The organism is Ginsengibacter hankyongi (assembly GCF_008710285.1).
Lineage (GTDB): Bacteria > Bacteroidota > Bacteroidia > Chitinophagales > Chitinophagaceae > Ginsengibacter > Ginsengibacter hankyongi.
Genome location: NZ_VYQF01000010.1, coordinates 93,136 through 117,317, shown reverse-complemented (window position 1 = coordinate 117,317; position 24,182 = coordinate 93,136). Strand labels below are relative to the sequence as shown.

At 38.2% G+C, this 24,182-nt stretch carries 28 protein-coding genes; 18 read left to right on the top strand and 10 right to left on the bottom strand.

Annotated elements, in window-relative coordinates; translation table 11 throughout:
• Position 1 precedes the first annotated feature (1 nt).
• From FW778_RS20460 to FW778_RS20445, 4 genes are all read left to right on the top strand, one after another.
• Positions 2–304 carry a DUF1330 domain-containing protein gene (locus tag FW778_RS20460; protein ID WP_150416747.1) on the top strand — a complete coding sequence of 101 codons (303 nt, stop codon included), beginning with the start codon at positions 2–4 and terminating at the stop codon, positions 302–304.
• Between the two features lie 204 nt (positions 305–508).
• Positions 509–967, top strand: a complete 459-nt coding sequence (locus FW778_RS20455; protein ID WP_150416746.1) for a MaoC family dehydratase — start codon at positions 509–511, stop codon at positions 965–967.
• Between the two features lie 102 nt (positions 968–1,069).
• Positions 1,070–1,624 carry a GNAT family N-acetyltransferase gene (locus FW778_RS20450; RefSeq protein ID WP_150416745.1) on the top strand — a complete coding sequence of 185 codons (555 nt, stop codon included), beginning with the start codon at positions 1,070–1,072 and terminating at the stop codon, positions 1,622–1,624.
• Between the two features lie 158 nt (positions 1,625–1,782).
• On the top strand, positions 1,783–2,202 hold the full coding sequence (locus FW778_RS20445; RefSeq protein WP_150416744.1) for a DUF1801 domain-containing protein: 420 nt from the start codon (positions 1,783–1,785) through the stop codon (positions 2,200–2,202).
• A gap of 40 nt (positions 2,203–2,242) precedes the next feature.
• On the opposite strand, the gene FW778_RS20440 is transcribed toward FW778_RS20445, so the two are convergent.
• Entirely contained in the window at positions 2,243–2,605 is a 363-nt protein-coding gene (locus FW778_RS20440; RefSeq protein ID WP_150416743.1) for a glycoside hydrolase, read from the bottom strand.
• A gap of 143 nt (positions 2,606–2,748) precedes the next feature.
• Between FW778_RS20440 and FW778_RS20435 the strand changes: the two genes are divergently transcribed.
• Together FW778_RS20435 and FW778_RS20430 are read left to right on the top strand one after the other, a co-directional pair.
• A complete protein-coding gene (locus FW778_RS20435) occupies positions 2,749–3,264 on the top strand; it encodes a DinB family protein (protein WP_150416742.1) in 516 nt (171 codons plus the stop codon).
• Positions 3,265–3,652: 388 nt separating this feature from the next.
• A complete protein-coding gene (locus FW778_RS20430; RefSeq protein WP_150416741.1) occupies positions 3,653–4,228 on the top strand; it encodes a hypothetical protein in 576 nt (191 codons plus the stop codon).
• Here the strand turns inward: FW778_RS20430 and FW778_RS20425 are convergent.
• The 4 genes from FW778_RS20425 to FW778_RS20410 form a co-directional block, all read right to left on the bottom strand.
• Entirely contained in the window at positions 4,209–4,427 is a 219-nt protein-coding gene (locus tag FW778_RS20425; protein WP_150416740.1) for a hypothetical protein, read from the bottom strand. The genes FW778_RS20430 and FW778_RS20425 overlap by 20 nt on opposite strands.
• 769 nt (positions 4,428–5,196) lie before the next feature.
• Complete coding sequence (locus FW778_RS20420) at positions 5,197–6,525, bottom strand: APC family permease (protein WP_150416739.1); 1,329 nt, start codon at positions 6,523–6,525, stop codon at positions 5,197–5,199.
• A 540-nt stretch (positions 6,526–7,065) separates the two neighbouring features.
• Positions 7,066–7,320, bottom strand: a complete 255-nt coding sequence (locus FW778_RS20415) for an RDD family protein (RefSeq protein ID WP_150416738.1) — start codon at positions 7,318–7,320, stop codon at positions 7,066–7,068.
• Between the two features lie 270 nt (positions 7,321–7,590).
• Positions 7,591–8,121, bottom strand: coding sequence for a dihydrofolate reductase family protein (locus FW778_RS20410; RefSeq protein WP_150416737.1), 531 nt, complete (start codon positions 8,119–8,121; stop codon positions 7,591–7,593).
• A gap of 715 nt (positions 8,122–8,836) precedes the next feature.
• On the opposite strand from FW778_RS20410, the gene FW778_RS20405 reads away from it, so the two are divergent.
• The gene (locus FW778_RS20405) at positions 8,837–9,631 is read left to right on the top strand and encodes a DUF4382 domain-containing protein (protein ID WP_150416736.1); all 795 of its coding nucleotides are present in this window, start codon (positions 8,837–8,839) and stop codon (positions 9,629–9,631) included.
• Between the two features lie 221 nt (positions 9,632–9,852).
• Here FW778_RS20405 and FW778_RS20400 read toward each other — a convergent pair whose 3' ends face one another.
• Together FW778_RS20400 and FW778_RS20395 are read right to left on the bottom strand one after the other, a co-directional pair.
• Positions 9,853–10,038: a hypothetical protein gene (locus FW778_RS20400; RefSeq protein WP_150416735.1), complete on the bottom strand. Its 186-nt coding sequence runs from the start codon at positions 10,036–10,038 to the stop codon at positions 9,853–9,855.
• A gap of 42 nt (positions 10,039–10,080) precedes the next feature.
• Positions 10,081–10,755: an outer membrane beta-barrel protein gene (locus FW778_RS20395; RefSeq protein WP_150416734.1), complete on the bottom strand. Its 675-nt coding sequence runs from the start codon at positions 10,753–10,755 to the stop codon at positions 10,081–10,083.
• Positions 10,756–11,018: 263 nt separating this feature from the next.
• Between FW778_RS20395 and FW778_RS20390 the strand changes: the two genes are divergently transcribed.
• Entirely contained in the window at positions 11,019–11,450 is a 432-nt protein-coding gene (locus FW778_RS20390; RefSeq protein ID WP_150416733.1) for a response regulator, read from the top strand.
• A gap of 133 nt (positions 11,451–11,583) precedes the next feature.
• On the opposite strand, the gene FW778_RS20385 is transcribed toward FW778_RS20390, so the two are convergent.
• Positions 11,584–12,615 carry an EamA family transporter gene (locus tag FW778_RS20385; protein ID WP_150416732.1) on the bottom strand — a complete coding sequence of 344 codons (1,032 nt, stop codon included), beginning with the start codon at positions 12,613–12,615 and terminating at the stop codon, positions 11,584–11,586.
• Between the two features lie 4 nt (positions 12,616–12,619).
• Complete coding sequence (locus tag FW778_RS20380; protein ID WP_202552398.1) at positions 12,620–13,099, bottom strand: Lrp/AsnC family transcriptional regulator; 480 nt, start codon at positions 13,097–13,099, stop codon at positions 12,620–12,622.
• 227 nt (positions 13,100–13,326) lie between these two features.
• Between FW778_RS20380 and FW778_RS20375 the strand changes: the two genes are divergently transcribed.
• The 10 genes from FW778_RS20375 (at position 13,327) to FW778_RS20330 (ending at position 22,718) form a co-directional block, all read left to right on the top strand.
• Complete coding sequence (locus tag FW778_RS20375; RefSeq protein ID WP_150416731.1) at positions 13,327–14,067, top strand: outer membrane lipoprotein-sorting protein; 741 nt, start codon at positions 13,327–13,329, stop codon at positions 14,065–14,067.
• A gap of 1 nt (position 14,068) precedes the next feature.
• Positions 14,069–15,286: an ABC transporter permease gene (locus FW778_RS20370; RefSeq protein ID WP_150416730.1), complete on the top strand. Its 1,218-nt coding sequence runs from the start codon at positions 14,069–14,071 to the stop codon at positions 15,284–15,286.
• Between the two features lie 11 nt (positions 15,287–15,297).
• Entirely contained in the window at positions 15,298–16,512 is a 1,215-nt protein-coding gene (locus tag FW778_RS20365) for an ABC transporter permease (protein WP_150416729.1), read from the top strand.
• Positions 16,513–16,535: 23 nt separating this feature from the next.
• A complete protein-coding gene (locus FW778_RS20360) occupies positions 16,536–17,258 on the top strand; it encodes an ABC transporter ATP-binding protein (RefSeq protein WP_150416728.1) in 723 nt (240 codons plus the stop codon).
• The gene (locus FW778_RS20355) at positions 17,255–18,409 is read left to right on the top strand and encodes a hypothetical protein (protein ID WP_150416727.1); all 1,155 of its coding nucleotides are present in this window, start codon (positions 17,255–17,257) and stop codon (positions 18,407–18,409) included. The genes FW778_RS20360 and FW778_RS20355 overlap by 4 nt, the downstream gene beginning before the upstream one ends.
• A gap of 311 nt (positions 18,410–18,720) precedes the next feature.
• A complete protein-coding gene (locus FW778_RS20350; RefSeq protein WP_202552397.1) occupies positions 18,721–19,233 on the top strand; it encodes a TlpA family protein disulfide reductase in 513 nt (170 codons plus the stop codon).
• A 359-nt stretch (positions 19,234–19,592) separates the two neighbouring features.
• Positions 19,593–20,387: an exodeoxyribonuclease III gene (xth, locus tag FW778_RS20345; RefSeq protein ID WP_150416725.1), complete on the top strand. Its 795-nt coding sequence runs from the start codon at positions 19,593–19,595 to the stop codon at positions 20,385–20,387.
• A gap of 223 nt (positions 20,388–20,610) precedes the next feature.
• Positions 20,611–20,937 (top strand): hypothetical protein, encoded by a 327-nt coding sequence (locus tag FW778_RS20340; RefSeq protein WP_150416724.1) that lies wholly within the window; start codon positions 20,611–20,613, stop codon positions 20,935–20,937.
• A gap of 206 nt (positions 20,938–21,143) precedes the next feature.
• Positions 21,144–22,226: a DUF4476 domain-containing protein gene (locus FW778_RS20335; protein WP_150416723.1), complete on the top strand. Its 1,083-nt coding sequence runs from the start codon at positions 21,144–21,146 to the stop codon at positions 22,224–22,226.
• A 54-nt stretch (positions 22,227–22,280) separates the two neighbouring features.
• The gene (locus FW778_RS20330; RefSeq protein WP_150416722.1) at positions 22,281–22,718 is read left to right on the top strand and encodes a DUF1810 domain-containing protein; all 438 of its coding nucleotides are present in this window, start codon (positions 22,281–22,283) and stop codon (positions 22,716–22,718) included.
• Position 22,719: 1 nt separating this feature from the next.
• Here FW778_RS20330 and FW778_RS20325 read toward each other — a convergent pair whose 3' ends face one another.
• Positions 22,720–24,180 (bottom strand): sensor histidine kinase, encoded by a 1,461-nt coding sequence (locus FW778_RS20325; protein WP_150416721.1) that lies wholly within the window; start codon positions 24,178–24,180, stop codon positions 22,720–22,722.
• Positions 24,181–24,182: the final 2 nt, after the last annotated feature.

The window sequence follows — 24,182 nt, the reverse complement described above, 5'->3', positions numbered from 1 at the left end:
AATGATTTTTATACTACAACTGGTTTACATTAATGAAGGGCAGGAAAGTGTATTTCAACGGTTTGAGGACATTACCATGCCAACTATATTAAAATATAACGGACGGCTTTTGCTGCGGGTTCGGCCAACAGAAAATACATTTATAGAACATCATATTGATAAGCCTTACGAAATTCATCTTGTAGAGTTTGCGGATGAAGAGGATTTTGACAATTTTAAAAGCGACGAAGAGCGTAAAACGTTTTTACATTTAAAAGAGCAATCTATAAAATCGGTGCTGCTTATAAAGGGTGCAAAAATATAATGATAAGATTGTCATCCACCTATTTTTCCATTCATCATGATAAAAGTTTTGCAGCGCTGATGTTTGTAACCCGGGATATTTTATTTTTACGTTAGGTACCCAAAAGCGACGTTTACATACAAACAGTTATTCAAAAAAACGTTTCCAGTAATACCAATGTATCTTATTTTAAAAGAAGAAAATCATTCAATTAATTTATAACCTATGGTTGTCATAAAAAGTTATGCAGAATTCGAATCGCATTTAGGCAAAGAACTCGGCGTATCCGACTGGCATAAAATAACGCAGGAACAGATTAACCAATTTGCTGATGCCACGCTTGACCATCAGTGGATACACACCGATGCAGAAAGAGCAAAGAAAGAAAGTCCCTTCAAAACCACGATTGCGCACGGCTACCTTACGCTCTCGCTTATACCTTATTTCTGGAAACAGGTTGCCGATGTGCAGAACCTTAAGATGGAAGTAAATTATGGTATAGAACAGCTTAAGTTTGGGCAGGCAGTACTCGTAAACAGTGAAGTTCGATGCAGGGTTGCGCTTAAATCGATCATTAACCTCAGGGGCATTACCAAAGCCACACTCTTTATTCAACTTGAAATAAAAGACCAGCCAAAGCCCGCTTTTACCGGCGACGTTTTATTTCTTTATCATTTTATTTAAAAGCCTTTTTGTTCTATCCGCATCGGGCGAAAGAATATATTTTTTATGATGCCCGCAAGACCGGCATAATTTACTCCCGTGGGATGTAAATAAATTTATAAAATGGAATTAACGCAACCTGGAAACTTTACAATTATTAATACATCCCGGGATGATTTAGATATGATATTTTGGCTTTTTGAACAGGCAATGAATCTGCAGGGAATAAACGGTTATAAGGTCTGGGAAGCCATTGACAGGATGGGTTTGGAAAGAGACATAGATAAAGGGCTTCAATATAAAATTGTGCAGGACAACCACGTCACCTGCATTTTCAGCATTCAGTATAGTGATCCTTTTATCTGGCGCGAAAGAGACCGGGATAACGCCATCTACCTGCACCGGATAGTGGTGAACCCCGATTTTAAAGGCCTTAAACAATTTCAAAAAGTTTTGGATTGGGCCTGCGTCTTTGCATTGCAAAACCAGTTACAGTTTGTGAGAATGGATACCTGGGCAGATAACCTTAAAATAATTGAATATTATAAATCCTTTGGATTTGAATTTATTGAAAATTACAAGACGAATGATGTAATGGAATTACCCGTTCAAAACCGCAACTTGAATGTAGCCTTACTGCAACTGGAAATCGAGGGGTATCTGCGAATGCGCCGGTAGCTTTAATGTTTTCCTTTTCGAACACGTTTGATTATTATATACCATTCATTAACGATTAATTGCTTTTCAAAGAAAGAACATACGGCTTAATAACTTGCTCACCAGCTTGCATGAGCTAAATAAAAATAATTAAATTAGTGTAAGCAGCATTTAATCTTATGGCCAAAAATAAAACAACGGAAACCAGCAATAGCGTTTCGACATATTTAAATAATATTCCGGATGCAGACAGGCGTAAAGATTGTACTGAAATTACCGCGTTAATTTATAAAGTTACCCGGCTTGAACCAAAAATGTGGGGCACAGGTATTGTTGGTTTTGGAAGCTATCACTACAAATATGAAAGCGGGCATGAAGGTGATGCACCGCTTGCAGCATTTGCTTCAAGGGCAAATGCAATTGTTTTATATCTATCAATAAGCCCTGAACAAAGAGACAAACTGCATACAAAATTTGGAAAACACAAAACCGGGAAAGGCTGCATTTATATCCCAGCACTACAAGACATCAATCTTACCATCTTAAGTAAAATGATTAAATACTCCGTCGCCAATAACATGAGTAAAGAGCATGCCTAACGGTTTAGTTAAGACATTTAATTACTGAAGAAAGTCTTTGTCATCTCGCCGTATCTCTTAGCAGCGTAGTATGCACCCACTGGCTGCCAAAGTCAATATCAATTCCGCACGAATCATCATAGAGCTTTCCCTTATGTGGATAAGCATTACCATCCACTGTAACCTGGAAAGAAAATGTATTATCCTCAACTCTCCCGCTGTCTATAGTTACCATTCCTTCCGGTGATTCTGCAGTGCCTGTTAATGTATCACCGCTTACCTTAAAGTTATAAGATACGTCAAGGTTATTGCCATCGGGCGTGGTTAATACTCCCTTCCATCGCCCGTTTAAGTTGGCCGCTACTGCCATTAAAAAAATAAAACAGCAGCAGACTAACATAGAATTAAATAAATTTCTTTTCATTTTTTTGAACTTTGATTTTTATATATGGGTGGAAACTGTTTCTTAAAACTACTACATTAAACTTTGGGAAAAAACATCCGTAGAAACAATAATTATTTATGAAAAAAAAATAATAATAATTTAGCATCTGTAAAAGGGTTGCAATGTTAATCGACGATTTTAACCATATAGTGGATAGCTGGATAAATGGGTTAGAACGATACCATTTTACGCAATTATATATTAAGCCTTCTCCTGACGGCTGGTCGCTTGGGCAGTTGTATAGGCATCTTATAGACGATACGAATTTTTATATGGACCAAATAAGAATCTGTATTTCAACAAATGATCATGCAGATGAAGATGCGTCGCCCGCGGCCAAAAACATGTTCAGCAATAATGAATTTCCTGATGAACGAATTGAAGGAGCGCCTTCAAACTCAAGTATTCCGCAGCCAGCCAGCAAAGAACAATTAAGTGGTTCTTTAGAAAAAATAAAAAATGAGATGAACAGGCTGGCAACATTAATGGCTGCCAGTAAATATAAAGGCAAAACAAAACACCCTGGCCTGAATTACCTGAACGCTCATGAATGGTTGCAGTTTGCAGAAATGCATTTTCGCCATCACCTAAGGCAAAAGAAAAGGTTAGATGAGTTTTTAAAGATGAATACGCAGTAAGTATTGTCACGCCCGCAAATCAATGGTATAATAATTGGGAGAGTTCTAATTAAAATTGTTTTATGAAAAGTCTTTTAATTGTTGCAACTATTGCTGCTATAGGAATTGTGATTGCCTATTACGCCCTTATTGAAAATGAATTACCACCTGAAATAGAGTAGTTATTTACACACCACTGTTTACCTTTTCCGGCTTTGTTATTTCACGGTCATGGGTATTCCTATACGTGCCATTACCTCTATAATTGTTTGCGAAGATTCATGCCACTCCCGGCTTCTTCTTGTAACGAAAATTTCGTTTCTTTATTAAACTATCGTGCAACCAAACGCGAATTTACATTTTGAAAAAAGGTATTGTTTTATTACTGCTTATTGTAAACCTGCAATCCATGTCGCAACACAAAATTGAAGGTGAATATTACTTTGGAAAGATGGAAATGGCCTCGGGTTTTAATTTTACGGCAGATGGTAAGTTTCAATTCTTTTTTAGCTATGGCGCCGTTGATCGCAACGCAACGGGTACTTTCTCTGTAACAGGCAACACGCTTCAACTAAAGAGCGATAAGGAACCCGGTAAAGATTTTAGCGTAACCAGCCAGTCTAAACAGGCCAAAGGATATAACCTTATTTTTAAAGATGCCAACGCCTACTTACTCCGCGATATTTTATGCATTTTTATTACGGATGGCCAGCAAAAACGGACATACTCCAATGATAGCGGCGAAGTAAATATGGGTATGGCACACTGCGATACGATCTATGTTCAACATACTTTGTTTCCTGATGTTGCTACGCTAATTAAGGATAAAGCAAACGACAATAACCATTTTACAATTACCCTCAACCCGTCCCTGGAACAGGTAAGTTTTAAAGGCATTGATTTTACAATTGAAGATGATAAAACGCTTAGCTGTCTGCCCAATTATCTACTGCCGTTGGAGGATATTAAATATACAAAACAATAAGAAGACGGTTATATCTCGCATCGCCCGCTAGTTGCCAATATTTCAAAGCGTCACTACAACGCTTATCAATCGTCCAATCATCCTCAAGCAAAGCATAATTTTCTTCAGTAACGTTGCCGTTTAAAATTTCTTTTAATGCGTTTCGTTTGAACAACGGACGTGGACTTTTGGAAGTGATAAGAAAAGTTAGTTTCGGCACGGCAGTTATTGTTTTTAAACCTTATAGTTGAGTTCTATAAAAGGCAAAAATATCGGAACAATTTCTGAAATGCCTTACCAAAGCCGCTCAATTTTTAACCAAAGCGGACATTTCCCCTGGCCACCTTAATTGGCAGCAAAGATTTGACTGGCATACGTTTCAGGCGACTTGTACAAATTGTTGATGTGCATTTTTGAAAGCAAATAAGTGCCTCAACGGCCGTGAAGCTATAGATTGTACGGTGAGGACGCCGGTAAAGTTGGGATGACCGGTTTTCCAGATATATGGAATAAAAAGAAGACCGGATAGAAATCCAGTCTTGTTTTAAAATCCAATATCCTATGAAAAACCGTTACTAAACTATATATAATTTGTTGATATATCTAATTAAACCAAAATTTATTATTAGTAAAATATACTAATAATAAAAAATTACTTACACGCAATTAACACATCTTGGATTAAGTATTGATACACCTTTCCAAAATATTATTCCCAGAGAAACCAAAAAACAAGCCCAACACTTACGTTGGGTTTTTGTTTAGCTGGTACCTGGTACAGCAATACAAATTAAATACAGGTTGATAAGCAGGTACGCTAATGCATACTTTATCCTTTGCAGGAGCAAACCATTGTGCAATTCGTTTAACCCTGGCTGTTATATTGCGTTGGATATCCTTGGGTGCAGGCATGGTATAGCAGGACTTAATAATTAGGTTTTTTATATACCGCACCTTTTTCCGCACATGACACTTCATCGCAGGCATCCTCACTTCATAATTTTCACCAACTTATTTTTATGCCTGATGGGCCTGGTGACAAAGTAAATAACGCTTACAGCCGCAATGAATAAAAGCGTCGAAAGAATTTCCCATTTACCTAAACTGGTCAGTAACCAGACAATAGCCGCAATGCCGATCAATGGTGTAACCCATCCGCCGGGTGCCTTAAAAAGTTTTTGACCTTCTTCATCTTTTTTCATTCGCAATTTAATAGTTGATAAAATAACCGCGAGATAGATAAGCAATATGATGGCGCTTGCCATAAGCGCTAATTGTTGAAATCCGCCTGAAATGGAAAAGATAAATATCAATAAACCGTAAGTTATCACAGCAATGTATGGTGTGGCAAACTTAGGATGAACTTTGCCTAAAAATTTCGGAAATAATCCATCGTTGGCACCCGCAAATAAAGACCGCGGTGTGCACAATATATCAAGCGTTACATTTCCAAAACATGAAAGCGCTGCACAGAGCAGCAGAACAGTTCCGCCTATGGGTCCGACGACTTTGCCTGCAACTGCTGCTAAAGGAGCATTTTTATATAAAGCCATTTGTGCTCCCAACGAACCTTGTGTCACCATTTGTAAAAGCATATAAATTACCAGCACAACTACTCCTGCTATGCAAATACTAAGCGGCACGGCCCGTTTTGGATTTTTAATTTCTCCGCTTGCACCGAGCGAAGTTTCAAATCCGGCAAACGCAAAGAACAAAACGAGCGTGGTATCGGCAAAGCTTTTAAAAGAAGGTAAATGCTCCCAGCGCAGGTTAGCTGTGTGCACTTCACTGAAGCCGAAGATGATGATACCAAGCAACGGAAGCAGTTTTATAATAGTAATAATTTTTACAACACCTACACTTTGCTTTGCCCCGTATACATTTATGAATATCATAAACAATGACAGGATAAGAAAAAATACACCCCGTACCAGTGGGTTTGAAAACACGGGAAATAAAACACTTAGCGAGTCTGCTATAATGTTCATTAATGCGGCGCTGCCGATAATGCTCCATCCAAAAAAATACATCCAGTTAACGATGTAACCCGGGAAGTCGCCAAATGCTGCCTCTACATATGCATAGGAACCACCACTCGTTGTAATACGGCTTCCTGTTTCCGCATAGCAAAGCATAATGGAAGCGAGGAGGATGCCGCAAAATATATAGGCAAATACACTAAAGGCGCCCAGTTCTGCCCCCACAATTGCAGGAAGTACAAAAATTCCTGCACCGACTACGCCGCTTATAATTGAAAGTGTAAGTGCGGGTACGCCGATAACACGTTTTAAGCCCTCATCGGGGTTTGCAGTTGGCATGGTTACTTGAGTTTTGATGAAAAATTATTACCGAAGAAGAAAAGTGATTCTATTGTGAATATAAACTTTTTATTTGCCGGGAGCAATTTTTTAAACAATGCAGGTATCCGCGAATTGACTTAATAAATCGCAATGCTGGGAATGGTTCGATTGGCTATTATGAGTGATTGATGCGGGGTTGTGAAAGAGGAGATATTTAAGACGGTTGGAGTCAACTTTTTCCGATTCGTTTAGGCTTAGCTGTTATACCTCTTTAAATATAATAAATTACAAACTTTGGGGGTGGTACTTTTATAATTTATACATTCTGCGGATAGCCGGTGTTGCATACAGTCAATCTTGTCAAACTTGCCCGATGTTATCTAATAAAAATTGTTCTTTATCTTTTTTGTCCACCACAATTGTTTTTGCCCACATGTCTCCTAAACGTTGATGTCTTTCTGAATTTTTAATCGCTATGATTGCAGGAATACCATAAATATATCAATTGGGTCAAGCAAATGTCGCTTTAACGCTTGTGTAAATTCAATTTCATTTCTTTCAAATAGTTAACACTTTTAAATCCAGTCCCTGATGTGCAAGCGTTGCACCGTTTAGAGCTTCGATAACTACGAAATAGATAAACCAGGCAGCCGGAATGGCCAATGCCAACAGACCGTTTACTGTTTTACCACCTTCATCATTATTATGCCCGGCCAGCATTATGTAAATAAATGTTGCAAACGAAAATAGGGTATAGTCCAGGAGTGTTGCAATTATTCGCTTTTTGAGATTTGTTTTGGCTATAAGGGCCATTGTCTTACATAATAGATAGTGTTAACGGATTTCATGCAAATTCGTGCATTGCCTAACTTAAAACTAATAAATAGCGGCAATGCAACCAAATAGACATGCTTTGCGATTTTACCAAACCATACCTTTTATAATTCATTTTGTTTTCCGTTCGTTTACACTTGGCTGTTATACCTGTTAAATATCCGGAGTTGCAAATTCCGGATAGCGGTACTTTTATAATTTATAGATTCTATGAGTAGCCTGTGGATGAGTCTTATCTGTTAGCCGACATTATTTTTTCTGCCGTTCATAAAAACTCATTACTAACCCATTTGAAAATGATTCGGTTTTTAAATGTTTAAATTCCAGGTCAGAATCCAGAAAGCCAAATAATGAAATTCCATCTCCTATAAGAACGGGCACTTTTGAAATTATCAGTTCATCAATAAGATCATCTTTTAAAAAACTTTGGATCAGGCTACCGCCATCAACATAAATAGTTGAATACCCATTTTTAGATAAATGCTTAAGAGCATCTATTGGACTAAGAGACAAAACTGTAACTTTATCTTTATACTTTTTTGGAATTTGAGTGAGGCTTTTGCTTAAGACATGAATTTTCTTTTTATAAGGCCAGGAAGGAAATGTAAGGACTTTGTTGAATGTATTTCTCCCCATCAGAATTGTATCGATTCGTTTTGTTAATTCCTCATAAGGTTTGAAGACTTCTGCACTTGCAAACTTCATTAACCAATCAATATTTCCATCTTTTCGTGCAATAAAGCCATCTAAACTAGTTCCTATATAAACAATAGTTTTCATTACAATGAATTTGAGCGTTACAACATAAGCGGCAAAAGTTGTAGAACGTCCACTAATCTAATATAGGCAAATTTCTTTGAGTTTGGCCAACAATGTCCTGCCATCATATCCATATTACGCTGCACTTTTACTTTTAATAATTTAAGACCGGGCCAGTTATATTCCGTAAGGGTTGCTGCGTTAGGCACGGGGCAGCAAAAAACGTACAGCGGGATATTTTCTCAATGGGCGCAATAAAAATAAAGCGGCCGTGTCGTAAGCCTGGTTACTATCATATTACAGTCTTCGCGAAATAATAAAAACTGGTTACCGTTAATTCAACACCATGCATTGTGGTAATAGAACATTTTATAAAATCAGGGTTATAGCGGAATGGTTTTATTGATTATTGTTAATGCTAACAAACCCGAACTCTTCTATTTCCCGCTACTTTCCCATTATGGGCAACGCCACAACCGGGATAAGTGAATTTACTATGCAACCAGTGTGGAAATTACTTAGAATTGATTAGCGGTTAAGTAGATTTACCCTTTAACAATTAACCCAAAAATTAACGACTGCACAAGGATGTCCTAAGCAGCTAATTTCTCAAGGCACTTTTCCTGGAATAGATGTCCAATCCGCAATATTGGGGATAATCCACTTTTAAAATTTACAATACATGGCATCATTTTGGCGTTCACAGCAAATAATATTTTTAACCTAAAAACACCGTATGAAAATTTCTTTCAAATTATTTATTGCTATTGTATCTTTTGTTAGTATCTGCACTGTTGCCTGTAAAAAAAACAGTACCACAGGCCCATCAAGAATGACCGTCTCACTTACTGATGACCCGTCTGCCTATGATGCAGTTAATATTGACATACAAGATATACAAGTAAATTCAAGTGCCGATAGCGGCGCCCAAAGTGGATGGACTTCTCTTCCCCTAAAGAGGAAAGGAGTATATGATTTACTTGATTTCAAAAATGGTATTGATACCGTTTTAGCTTCGCAGGAACTCCCCGCAGGAACCGTATCCCAGATCAGGCTTGTACTGGGAAGTAATAATTCAGTAGTAATAAATGGAGCAACGTTTCCGCTTACTACTCCGTCTGCACAACAATCTGGTTTAAAATTAAATATTCATGCGACGCTGGTAGCAGGCATTGAATATAAGATCTGGCTCGATTTTGATGCAGGGCGTTCCATTGTTCAAACAGGGAACGGGTCTTATTCACTTAAGCCGGTTATAAGGACTTATACCACCGCTACTTCCGGAGCTATTAAGGGTATGGTAATGCCGGCCGGCTCTCACAGTATAGTTTACGCTATCCAAAATGTATCTGATACAATTGGCTCCGCCATTGCTGACTCAACTTCAGGAAATTTTTTAATTGGTGGCCTGCAGGCGGGTAATTATAATGTGGCTATCCACGCTAATAATTCTTATAGGGATTCTACAATTTCTACCAACGTAGCAACTGGCGTCGTTACTAATTTAGGATCGGTACAACTCCATCAATAACGTTAGTTATGCCTTGACATTATAAAATATGCAAGGTTGAAAATGCTTAAACACAAAGGCACCGGGCAATGAAAGCCTGGTGCCTTTGTGTTTAAAACCCATAAGTTAACTTCAATAATGCCGTTAGTCCGGAGACCAATGAGCAGCTCCTGTCAGTGATTGATGTGAGTTTGTCAAAGGAAATGTCCGGATAGGGTTTGGCTGTTTTTATATTTAAAGTGTCATGGGAAAATATTGCCGGTTTCATATACCTTAGACATCATTTGTTTCTTTTTACCGGAAGCATGGCTAACGCCAAAGGCTATGCGACAACGCTTACGCGAAACCATTTTTTTATTATGTGCTGGAACAAAATATTGAAAGAAACTGCCCGCACTTGCAGTTACTGCAAGCACAGGCAGTGCCATTTAATTCTCATTCCCTCATTATGCATTCGTAACAGGGCACCATTAAAAGTTTATCCCGATACCACCGGTTACGTTAATGTGTTCCATTTCCTGCCGGGGATCATGTGTAAACGTGACTCCTTCCCCTGGAGCAGGCACGTTGAATTTTGGCTTCATATAGGTATAATCCACATTGGCAATAAGGTACAATCTCTCTGTTAAGTTGTAACGGAAGTCTGTGCCGAATTGCATAGCAAACGCAGCGGACCATTGTTCTTTAAAATAATTGCTGCTGTCTACAGTTACACCAGGTGAGTTAACATTGGCAACACCAGCCAATGCTTTAAAATCGAACTGTGCATTTTGTCCCGTCGGTAACGTAACCATAGGGCCGGCCACTATTCCATAATATTTCCAGTGGTCTGTAGATACCTTAACATCGGCAAATTTGGAAACATCGAGTTTATACTGCGAAAAAAGGAGGTGAGAAACAATACCAAAGTTTGGGTGAAGCTGGTACCCAACATGCATGTTAATATTAAACCCCGTTTTGGCAAAACCAGAGGTGGAATTATTAGTAACATTGGCATTTTTGGATTCGAAAGTACCCACTGGGAAAGAAGGTCCGCCAGCTACTGAAACAAAGAACTTCTTAGCCGGTTGAACTGTACTTTCCTGGGCTTTTGCGGATATAATTCCTACCATTATACCGGCAAATAATAACATAATCTTTTTCATAAAAATACATTAAAATTTAAGAAAATAAATTAGCATGGTAAAAGTAGTAAAGCCCGCTCTGGTGGCCGATGATGAATAATATTAAACCGGCTGATAGTCGTCAGTAAATAGCAATTTTTAATTAAAATTTCCTGATAGTAACGGGGCATATAACTACTGGTTGAAGAGCAGGTGTACGCAACCCCGTTTCTTAACATAGAAATCATCGCCAAATGTTTTCAATTCTTGAATTTGAATAGTATCTTTATACAAACCCCCTCAGCATGAAACACAAAATTCTTGTAGTGGAGGATAACGGGGATATTAGGGAAAATACCAGCGAACTGCTTGAGTTGTCCGATTACTGCGTTTGCACAGCCAGTAATGGCGAAGAAGGGCTGGATACTGCCCTACAGGAAAGACCCGATTTAATATTGTGCGACATCAAGATGCCGGTGATGGATGGCTTTAATTTATTGGAGCGTTTACGACAACATCCCACCCTTAAAAATTCCCGCTTTATTTTTTTTACATCCTCATCAGAAAAAAAAGAAATTGAAGCAGGCTTGCAACTGGGCGCAGATGATTATATTATAAAGCCATTCACGGAAAGCGAATTAATAGGAAAAGTAAAGAATTTGCTTGGATCAATTTTGGCCTTTGTATTCATTCAATTAGAAGCATTTCAGTTATTCCACCAGCAGTTCTGTCTTTGAAGATAAGCCACGCCTTGTTACCAAAGTTGTGATGAATCTTTGATTTGTTTTCATCTCCATATGGGTACATTCATCTAACTTAGGGTAGCCCAGGCTGTTATATAAGCAGTTCTACTTAAGATTAACATGATTCTTAATCTTTGGCAGGTTGTATGGTAGCAGTCGCCCGGTATTTTAATACAGGCTCAACTAGCACGTGACGCTGCGCTACATCATTTTCTTTTTGAGCAGCAACACGACCCATCCTGTATTTTACCAGGTTAATAATGGACACACTTCCCAATATGGTTACAAGCCCAAGAACCTGCATAAGTGTAATATGCTCATTGGCAAAGAACACGCCCAGTAAAACAGCAACTACCGGGTTTACATAAGCGTGCGTGCTTACCTGCATTGCAGGCCTCACCTGCAGCAGCCATACATAAGCACTGAAAGCCGCAATTGAACCAAAGAAAATTAAATAGGCAACCGATAGCCATGCACTGGTGGAGATAGCGCTCCAGTTCAAATGCTGCACCTCTCCTCTTATAAGGCTTCCCGGAATAAATGCTATGCCCGCAGCAAAAATTTGCCACCCGCTGTTTACCAACACGGAACCTCCGGTTGATTTATATTTTGAATAAAGTGATCCCCCTGCCCATGCCATTGAACCGATGATTAAAATAGCAAGTCCCGCCAGCTCCCGGCGGTTGCCAGCAGCGGAAAATGCTTCTATAATTTGTTGACTGAATAATAATATTACCCCGGCAAAACCAAGGATAAGGCCGACGATAGTAGCCTTGCTTTTGAAGTTTTTAGCCCACATCGGCTTATCCAGCAAAATAAACCAGATGGGCCCTGAAGATACCATGATAGCCACCATGGCACTCGGTAAATATTGTTCAACCCATATTACAGCCCCGGTTCCCACCGTCAACATGAGAAAGCCACTCACCGCGGCATGTTTAATGTCTTTTAATACAAATATATTTTCACCTTTCAGCCCGGTCCATACAAGCATTAAAAATCCGGCAATCAAAAAACGTATTGCTCCAAGCAACAATGGAGGAAAACCAGTGATTGCTTTTTGTATAAAAAAATAAGTAGAACCCCACACAATATAAACAGTGGCAAAAGCCAGAACGACCTTCAAGGGTGAAGTGTTTTTTTTATTTAAAGAATCCATTTAATTATTTTTCAGGAATGATTATTTGTTGTTGTTCTTTCACAGTTTCCATAACGATGGTTGTTCGTGTGGAAAGTATGTTTGGGATTTTGCTGAATTGGCTTCGCATGAGATCCATAAGTGTACCGGAATCAGCAGTTCGTACTTTCACGAGGTAACAATCTTCGCCCGCAATTTGGTGCACTTCCTGTACTTCGGGAATTTTAGCCAGCTCCTTTCCCGTGGTACTACATCCAAGACCATCAGCGGCCCTCATAAAAATAAATGCCAGTAACTTTTGTCGTAATGGTGCAGGGTTTATCCGGGTTGTATATTGCAGTATTACATTTTTCTGCTCCAGCTTTTTTACACGTTCCAATACACCGGAGGGGGCCATATTCAACTCACGGGCCATATCGGCATTGGTGATGCGTGCATTCTCCTGCATAAGCCTTAAGATGCTAAGATCAATCTTGTCTAAGATTATTTCATGTTCTGCTATCATTCTGTAAAATTATAAAGATTTAGAATAATGTTCAAAATTTATTTTATGAATCTAACTATAATTCTTTAAACGGTAGTTAATAAAGAATTATAGTTGTTGAACATCCTGGTAAAAATTGATAATGAGTACAGGATTAAAATTGCATTTATATCATTTACCCTCCTGATAAACATCATATAATAAGCAGGTTCTCAACTCTATATTTGGATGTAAAAAGATCTATTAACATGAGGCTTATTGCTTGTATTATAGCCGTTTGTTTTGCCAACCTGCTTTATGCGCAAACTGCAAAAGAAATTGTACAAAAAGCAGATGAGAAAATGCGGGGCAAAACGATGCAGGCCGAAATGATCATTAAAACAATCCGCCTCACCTGGTCGAGGGAAATGCAGTGCAAAACATGGATGAAAGGAAATAACCTTGCTATGATATTTATTGTAGCGCCTGCAAAAGATAAAGGCATTGCATTTTTAAAAAGAAAAAAAGAAGTATGGAACTGGATGCCGGCATTGGAACGCACCATTAAGCTGCCACCTTCTATGATGAGCCAAAGCTGGATGGGGACAGACTTTACCAATGATGACCTTGTAAAAGAATCATCTGTTGTCGAGGATTATAACCACACCATAGCAGGCGATACGATTATTCAAAACAGGGAGTGCTATATTATTCAAATGATACCCAAACCCGAAGCCGCAGTGGTATGGAGCAAAGTAATTGTATGTATTGATAAGAAAGATTTTTTAGAGCTCCACAGCCGTTTTTATGATGAAGACGGGAAACTGATAAATACGATGAACAGCTACGATATTAAGATGATGCATGACCGCATTATCCCTACCCGGTTTGAAATGATACCGGCAGATAAGAAAGGTCAGAAAACAGAAATGATTTATAAAAACATTCAATACAACAAGCCAATTGATGATGGATTCTTCTCAACAGAGAAAATAAAAACACTTAACTGATATGTGGCTCGCAAAAATGGCATGGAAGAATATCTGGAGGAATCGCAACCGTACCATCATTACCATGGCTGCCATTTTCTTTGCAGTTATTTTATCCGTTATAGCCAGCAGTCTTCAGGCCGGCATATTCGATAATCTTGTAAAAAATGTGGTAAGCTTTTATACTGGTTATATGCAGGTGCATAAACAAGGTTATTGGGATGAGCAGATTTTGGATAACAGTTTTGAATCATCTGCTGAAACGGAAAAGAAAATTCTGCAAAATAAAAATGTAACATCGGTAACTGAAAGATTAGAATCGTTTGCGCTGGCTTCGTCAGAGGATATTACCAAGGGGTGTCTTGTTGTTGGCATCAATCCTGAAAAAGAAAACGAGGTTACTTTACTAAGGAATAAACTTACACAAGGATCTTATTTACAAGATAATGATAATGCTGTATTGTTATCACAAGGCCTTGCAAAAAGATTACAATTAAAAGTAAACGATACAATTGTTTTAATGGGCCAGGGATACCACGGGGCTACAGCTGCAGGAAAATATCGCATTAAAGGATTGGTAAAGTTTGGCTCACCCGACCTGAATGATAAAGCATTATTTATGCCGTTGGCTACAGCACAGGATTTTTATAGCGCCTATGGCATGGTTACGTCATATGTGCTGTCATTAAGCAATACAAAAGATTTGCAACCCACTGAATCGTCTGTCCGTTTAGCTATAGGGGCGGGCTACGAAGTAATGACGTGGGAGCAAATGATTCCTGATATAAAGCAACATATAGAAACCGACAGCAATAATATGAAGTACGTGCAAGGCATTTTATACATGCTTATTTGCTTTGGAATTTTCGGGACGTTATTAATGATGATGGTAGAACGAAAATTTGAAATGGGTATGTTGGTTGCTATTGGCATGAAAAAAAGCACGCTGGTTATATTGATGTTGTTTGAATCGTTGCTTACAGTTATTGCCGGTTGCCTTTCAGGAATTATTATAAGCATTCCACTGGTACACTATCTAAACAAGCATCCTATAAAAATAGGCGGTGAAACTGCTAAAGCGTATGAACGGTTCGGGTTTGAAGCAATCTTTCCGACATCAACAGAAGCATCCAATTTCATTCACCAGGGATTAATAGTGCTGGTAATCGGCCTGGTATTATCCCTTTATCCGATGTATAAAATAATACGAATAAACCCTGTAACAGCTATGAAGCGTTAAAAAAGAAGTATATGATTTTTATAATGGCATGGCGGAATATCTGGCGAAATAAAATGCGAAGCATCGTAATTATATTATCGATAGCCATTGGCCTATTTGCAGGTATTGCAGTATTAGCGTTATACAAAGGCATGATGAAAAGCCGCGTTCGTACGGTGATTGACGCCGAAGTGGGCCATCTGCAGATACATGATACAAGTTTTAAAAAAGATTACGAACCCCAATTTGTTATTAGTAATGGCGCTGATTTATTAAAGAATATTTCTTCAATGCCTGAAGTAAAACTGGCTGCACCACGAAGTATAACCAATGGCATGCTGGCAACCGCAACCGGAAGCTCTGGTGTACAGATAAATGGAGTGATTCCGGCGTTGGAATATGAAGCATCTCAGCTAAAGAAAAAAATAATTGAAGGCAACGAATTTTATCCGGCTAAGAAAAATGAAGTGATTGTTGGAAAAAAGTTAGCCGGCAAAATGAAGTTGAAGGTTGGCTCAAAGCTCGTACTAACGTTTACGGATACCTCGGGAAATATTGTATCAGGTGCATTTCGGGTAGCGGCTGTTTATCAAAGCGACAATGCACCGCTTGATGAAAGAAATGTGTATGTTACTATGAATGATATGAATGCCTTACTAGGTATCAGTAATGCTTTTCATGAGCTGGTTGTGTTATTGAAAAATGATGAAGATGTAAAAACGGTACAACAAACGTTACGGAAAAAATTCCCTGCTTATCAAATTGAAACATGGCGGGAAATTTCTCCTGAAACAGATCTGTTGGTAAAAACAGTTGACCAGTATTCATATATTATTATGGTTATCATTATGCTGGCATTGGCGTTTGGTATTATTAATACGATGCTGATGGCGATACTGGAAAGAACAAGAGAAATTGGTATGATGATGGCGCTAGGCACCAACAAGATCCGGATATTTTCATTGGTATTAATGGAAACAATTTTTCTCACATTGGCAGGAACACCTGTTGGTATTTTAATTGGCTGGCTAGCTGCCAATTATTATAATCGGCGTGGATTGAATCTATCGGGCATGGGCCGTGAAATGATGAGCAGCTTTGGTTTTAATCCACTCATTTACCCCGAGTTTCCTGCTGATAAATTAATGGGAGTTTTATTAATTGTTGTTATTACGGCTATCGTTTCCTGTTTATTTCCGGCAATGAAAGCATTGAAATTGCAACCGGTGGAAGCTTTGCGTTTATGAATCAATTTTTAAAATGAATAGGTATGAATACCGTTATTGATGCTCATAATATCAGCAAGGTTTATAATCCAGAAACCATTCCTGTATACGCAGTTAACAATGTGCACCTGCATTTGGAAAGAGGTGAGTTTACTGCATTGGTAGGGCCCTCTGGTTCCGGAAAAACAACTTTGCTCAACATGATTGGCGGATTGGATAAACCGGACGGAGGCAACATATTTATTAATGGTAATGACATTACAAAATTATCTGCCAATGAATTAATTGATTTCAGGCTAAAAAATATTGGTTTCGTTTTTCAGTCTTTTAATTTAATTCCGGTGCTAACGGCAAAAGAAAACGTAGAGTTTATTATGCAGTTACAAAAAATAAAGCAAAGCGAAAGAGATGAAAGAATAAAACAATTATTTCAGCAAATTGGCCTTGAAGATAAATTGAATGAACGGCCTTCTAAACTTTCCGGGGGGCAACAGCAAAGGGTTGCAGTGGCAAGGGCTTTGGCATCCAAGCCACAATTTGTTTTAGCGGATGAACCTACTGCCAACCTTGATACAAAGTCAGCTTCAAATCTTTTAGATATTATGGCCAAACTAAATAAAGAGGAAAACATCACCTTCCTTTTTTCTACACACGACCAACGTGTAATTGATCGTGCAAGAAGAGTGATTACATTGGTTGATGGACGAATAGTAAAAGATACGGCCGTGGTCTCCACAGAACACAAAGAAGCCGCTACGATAAGATGAAAAAGTTGTTATTGATATGTTTCACTTTATTAGTCGTATTAATTGCCAATGCGCAGGATAGCACGGACACGCCGAAAAAATTTACCATCAATGCCTATATCAAAAGCCTGCAAACCCTCACGTTTGATAAAAATTTCAAAGACCTGGTTTCCGGTAATCTCATTCACAATCGTATTAATATAAAATGGAGACCATCTGAAAATTTTACAGCTGTGGCTGAATTTCGTAACCGTTTATTCTGGGGCGAAGATGTAAAACTTACTCCAGGTTTCGCATCGTTATTAAGGAATGAAAATGAACTGGTAAATATGCAAAAGGTTTGGATAAACAACAAAGCGTTGGTATTGCATACTAATGTTGAACGATTATATATTGACTACCAGCATAGCAAATGGAACGCACGGATCGGGCGCCAGCGCATCAATTGGGGCATCACCACCACCTGGAACCCAAATGATATTTTCAATACCTATAACTTTCTCGATTTTGATTATGAAGAACGACCCGGTGTTGATGGCGGTAAAGTCAGGTACATGGTCAATAGCTCTTCTAATGCAGAACTGGCTTACTCCAACACAGGTAAAAAAGATGGAGATATAGCTGCCATAAAGTATTCACTTAATAAATGGAATTACGATATGCAATTGATAACCGGTTGGTATAAAAATCATCCTACTTTAGGCGCCGGATGGGCAGGCTATATAAAAGACGCTGGCTTTAAAGGTGAGGTGCAATATTTTTTTGCAAATAAAGATTCAGCAGAACATTTTACTATGACGCTTGAAGGTGATTACATGTTTAAAAAAGGCTGGTATGTAAATGTGGGAATGTTATTTAATAATGACGGTTTATACAAGCCAATCAATTCCTGGGATACCATCAATCTCAAACTATCACCTGAAAACCTGATGCCCACCAAATGGAATGTTATTGTAACTACTGCAAAAGAATTTACGCCTTTGTTATCGGCAAATATAAGTATGCTGTATGCACCGGGTACAAACATCTTTATTTTTTTCCCTACTCTTCAGTATAATATTGCTACCAACCTTGATGTAAACCTTGTCTGGCAATCTTTCTTTGCCGAAATAAGAAACAATTTTGAAGCAGTCAGTCACCGTTGTTTCTTAAGATTGAAATGGAATTTTTAAAATTCAGCACCAGGTTACTTATGTTAACTAACGGAAACGGGCATACGCTTTTTGGCCCAATTTTTTAAATCTGTAATAAATATCCACTGCAACAAGGATTGCAGTGACGGGAAGTCCTAATTTGGTAAATAGCTTCCTATCTCATCCACTTCATCATGATTGCCAATACCTTTGGATTGGGGCCATATTGGTTTATCCCCGAATTGCTATCAGTACATAATGCAGGAACAGGAAGTAAAATTTTATACATGCCTGTTTAACATAGTTATCTCCTGCAAATGATTTTTAATTATTTTTATAAAAAAAATTTAATGAAAAGACTTCTATTGGTTTCGTTTTATTTGATTATTGCTGCTTCTGCATTTTCACAGACAAACACCCAAGCGCCCACCGTACCTGAATACATCAGCAAGGGGACCATCCCTGCTTTTATAACATATAAAGCGCCCGACAGCACAGTATTTACTAACAAGGATGTTCACAAAGGCAGGCCAACGTTGCTAATGATCTTTAGCCCCGATTGCGGGCATTGCCAGCACGTGGCTACCGAGATTACAAGTAACATAGCTCATTTTAAGAAAGCACAGATATACATGATCACCTGGCTGCCTTATAGTGATATGATGTCGTTTTATAAGAATTATAAAATTGCAGACTACCCGCAGATAACAATTGCGTGGGATTCAAAATATTTCTTCCTCCCCTATTTTCATGTACAGTCGTATCCCAAACTTATTGTGTACGATAAAAAAGGGAAATATGTAAAAGAATTCCAGGGAAATATTCAAATAGAAGATGTGTGGAAAGCACTGGGTAAAAAATAAAGTGATTCACATATAAATATGCAGTAACTTAAAATCATACTTACCTTAGAAGAAGAAAATACCTGCACGGTTTAGTGTACCTGGTACAAATAATTTACAAGCCATAAAAATAATGAACGAAAAACTAAGAATCCTAAAATGATACTTATTGTAAAAATTATAATCTTATAGCTGGGTCTGAATTTTTTCATTAGATAAATTGATATCAGTCAAACAATCATCCATGTGAATATAACCAAAGGATTGAAAAGAGTAATCGTTCTTAAGTTAAGGAAATCATCGCCAGAATTTAGTTGTAAAATTGCATAGTAATTTCCTTGAACCTATTTCACTATGCCAATAAGCCAATTTATTTTATTATGAAAATAGCTACCTACAATGTTAACGGTGTTAATGGACGCTTACCCGTATTGCTTCGCTGGCTGAATGAAACGTCGCCTGATGTAGTTTGCCTTCAGGAATTAAAAGCGCCACAGGAAAAGTTTCCGGAAAAGGCTATACAAGATGCAGGTTATAATGCGATATGGCACGGGCAAAAAAGCTGGAATGGTGTGGCCATACTTGCCCGTGATGTGCAACCTCAGGAAGTGCGCCGGGCATTACCCGGAGACCCGGAGGATATCCATAGCCGTTATATTGAGGCAGTAATTAATGATATTACTATAGGCTGCCTGTACCTGCCGAATGGCAATCCTGCGCCGGGGCCAAAATTTGATTACAAACTTCGTTGGTTTGAGAGGCTTACTACTCATGCATCTGACCTGCTTGCATCCGGTGACCCTGTAATTCTTACAGGAGACTATAACGTAATGCCAACGGAACTTGACGTTTATAAACCTGAGCGCTGGGTAGATGATGCATTGTTTCGGCCCGAGGTTCGCTCTGCTTTTAAAACATTGGTATCACAGGGATGGACAGACGCAATAAGAAAGTTATATCCTGAAGAAACTATTTATACATTCTGGGATTATTTCCGAAACGCTTATGGCCGCAATGCAGGCTTGCGTATTGACCATTTTTTATTGAGTCCGAAAATTGGCAAGCGACTTACCAGTGCAGGTGTTGACCGTAATGTGCGTGGCTGGGAAAAGACCAGTGATCATGCGCCTGTGTGGATAGAACTTACCGATGAAAAAACAGCTAAGTTTAAATGATTTGCGTTCTTTTTGAATAATAATTTAAGAAACGGATACCCCTTTACGTTATAAACTATCCGCTTCATATTTAGAACTTACCAAAAGGAAATTCATAGACGTATTCCGGCAGGTTTTTACAATTATTGACGACCGGATTTATACAATGTTTTCGCTCCGGAAACGGTTACTGGCATATTATTTGAATTTTATAGATTTTATTAAATATTAAAATTGCTAAATTATGAAAAAGCTAATTCAAGGATTGGTACTGGTCTTGTTATTAGGTTGTGCCGTACAGGTAAAAGCACAGCAAACCAAAGTTCAGTATTACTATTATCCATCATCAAACGTTTACTACAATCCACAGACGAACGAATATTGGTACAAGGATACTACTACTACTTCGTGGGTTACAGTAAAAACGCTTCCTGCTAATGTAACGGTGAGCGACAACGACAAGCAGGTGGTCTATTACAATGGAACAGATCCATGGAAAAATAACACTGCGGATCAGAAAAAATATAAAGTAAAAAGAGGCGGTAAAAAGATTAAACAAAAAAATGATTAAAGAATGCTGTCATTCTAATTCCTGACATTTTTTATTTAAGGTAGATTATGTGTTCCCCGTTTTAAAGCGGGGATTTTTTTATATTAAAGCTAGACATATCATTTAGCTCCGTCATAAAAGGAACGCTGGATCCGCTGTCGCATTTGTTAATTAAATTCAAATTTGCATTTCGTTATGTTACTAACTCGCTTTTTCAAAGTCATTTTATGAATTTATTTCACCGTGCTATACATGATTCTATGAGATATTTATTAATACCCATTGGAAGTTGTCTCCTTTTTTTCGTGGGATTTTCACAAAATGCTCCAACGGTTACGTTGGTTTTTGCCTCAACTACAAATGATATTTATAAAAATTTTGAAGCAGTAATCGATGGCGTAAGTTACTATTCTGAAAATCCTCCTGAGAGAAATAAGAAAAAAAGTACTGAATCGGTGGCAGCTGTAGATCGCAATATCATTTGGCTAAAAAATTTTCAGCCGGGCAAGCATTCTATAGAGGTCTATAATATAAAAAAAGGAACTCATGATGCCAGGGATGGAGGCTCTCCTGTTTATACTTCATCATTTGTGGTTAAGCAAGGTTTTGATGCAAAGATAGCAGTGACGATGAATGGCCAGGTGCAATTTTCCGAAAGAGCTAATGCCGGCGACATTCCAGGAGATGTTTCCGGGAAAACTAATAATAAATCCATTGACAAGAATCCCGGGAAGAAAATTAAGCGCAACGAGAATAAAAGCTCCGGGCAAAAGAGCGTATACCGGGGCCACTCGACTAAAAGCACTGAGCAAAAAAATGAAGATTCTTACAACAACCAAAATACTGACGTAACTGAAAGGCACAGCCGCAAAAGAATTGATACGGCGATAATAATGGGTAACGGTGACGGTAACACGAAAGTCGTCGGCGAGAATAGAAACCATACAATGAAAAGCAACGGTGATGATGATTTAAATCACGCTCCACATCAAATTAATGATAATGGCAGGTTACCAGTGGACGATGACCAGTTTACCCAGCTTTATGAAAAGCTACGCAACCAGTGGCACCCGGGACAAAGGATGAAAACTCTGACGAATGAATTTTCCACAGACGGAAATAATTTTACAACTTCACAGGCAAAGCAATTAATAAAGCTGCTCACCGAAGAAGGCAACCGGCTGAAGCTTGCCAAATCAGCTTATCAGCATATTACCGATCCGGAAAATTTTAGTGAAATGGATGAAATTTTGCACTACAAAGCCAGCAGGAAAGAATTGGATAATTTTGTAAAAGAAGGACAAAATTAGTCCGGATAGGTTTTTTAATTTTTTATAGCGACAGTCTAAAAGGTTATTTTTTAAATGACTGATACAAGTATCAACAGATTTGTGAAGGCACAAGAAAATATTTATGTGCAGGTGGTGAAAGAATTACAGAATGGAAAGAAAACAAGCCATTGGATGTGGTTTATATTTCCGCAAATTGAAGGGTTGGGACTAAGCTCAACATCAAAATATTATTCAATAAAAACCATTGCAGAAGCAAAGGAATATCTGGAGCACCCTGTATTAGGAAAAAGGTTAGTGGAATGTTCAAATATTTTGTTGATGCATGAGGGTAAAACTGCGGAAAACATTTTTGGCTATCCTGATTACATGAAGCTACAATCGAGCATGACACTATTTAATTTTATTGATCCAGGATCAACTGTTTTTTCTAATATGCTGGCTAAATATTTTGATAGCGGGAAAGACATGAAGACAATTATGATTTTGCATTCAATGCAAAAGGCTGGATAATTCATGATTTGACAGGGAGGGAAAAATAAAACACGGAGCCTTTATCCGGTTCACTATCTGCCCATATTTCTCCACCGTGCTTTTTCACAATTTCAGAAGAAATATATAATCCAATTCCTGAGCCGGCAAATGTGGACGCAATGCCGCTGGCCCTGTAAAAACGGGTAAAAATATTTTCAAGATCAGTTTGTTCAATCCCAATGCCATTATCTTGTATGCTTACAATTATGTTGTTGTTCTTTTTATAAGCTTCCACAAAAATATCGGTTGAACCGGGTGAATATTTAATTGCATTAGTGAGTATATTAACAATCACCTGCCCTATCCTTTCTTCGTCGCCATTGGTCAGCATGGGCTGCTTCGCTTCTTTAAAAATTATTTTATGTTGGGAAGTTGTTTGCTGAATGTTTTCGATAATGTCTCTCAACAACGTATTAATGTCGAACTCCGCAAAATTTAATTCGAGCTTACCCGCCTGTATTTTTGTAATATCCAGGAGATTGGTAATAAGGTCTGATAATTTATTAACCTGTTTTAAAGTGTGATGCACGAAATTGAGATTTGAATCATGTCCCATTTTATGTTCAAGAATCTGGAGGTTAGCTTTAATTACGGTTAGTGGTGTTTTTAATTCATGGCTGGCCATCGCCATAAAATCATCTTTATAGTCGTTCAGTTCCTGGAGGCGTTTTATGTATAACTGGCGTTGTTTTTCAGCCTCTATTTTTTCAGTTATATCCCGGGCAATCTTTGAGGCCCCGATGATCTGCCCGCTTTTATCCCTGATTGGCGACACTGCTAAAGAGATGTTGATTTCTCTTCCATTCTTAGCGACTCTTATAGTTTCAAAATGCTCCATTTTAATCCCATTACGAATATTTTCGATGATTATTGTCTCTTCGTGTAGACGGTCACGGGGAATTATCAATGAAATATGTTTACCAATAGCTTCCTCTTCAGAATAGCCAAACATCTTCTGGGCCGCGTTATTCCAGCTCGTTATAATCCCATTAAGTGTTTTACTTACGATAGCATCGTCGGAAGAGTCAACGATTGAGGCAAGTATTGCCTGCTTTACAAAGGCTTCCTTTTGCTCAGGAATGTCCCTGGCTATTTTTGATATACCAATAATTTTACCAGTCTCGTTTTTTAAAGGTGAAATGGTGAGTGCAATAAGAATTTTCCAGTTTTCCTTGGTTTTGTATAAAGTTTCATATTGTTCAATCCTCTTACCATTCTTAACCTGGTTAATAATATTTATTTCTTCATCACTAAGTTCCTGGGGTATAATAATGAAGATACTATTACCTATTGCCTCATTAGCCGTGTATCCAAATATTTTTTCGGCAGCCTCATTCCAGCTCGTGATAGTGCCATCAAATGATTCCCCAATAATTGCATCGGTGGAAGATTGGACTATTGCTGACAGAGTTGTTACCTCCACTGAATTTTCTTTTTTCATTT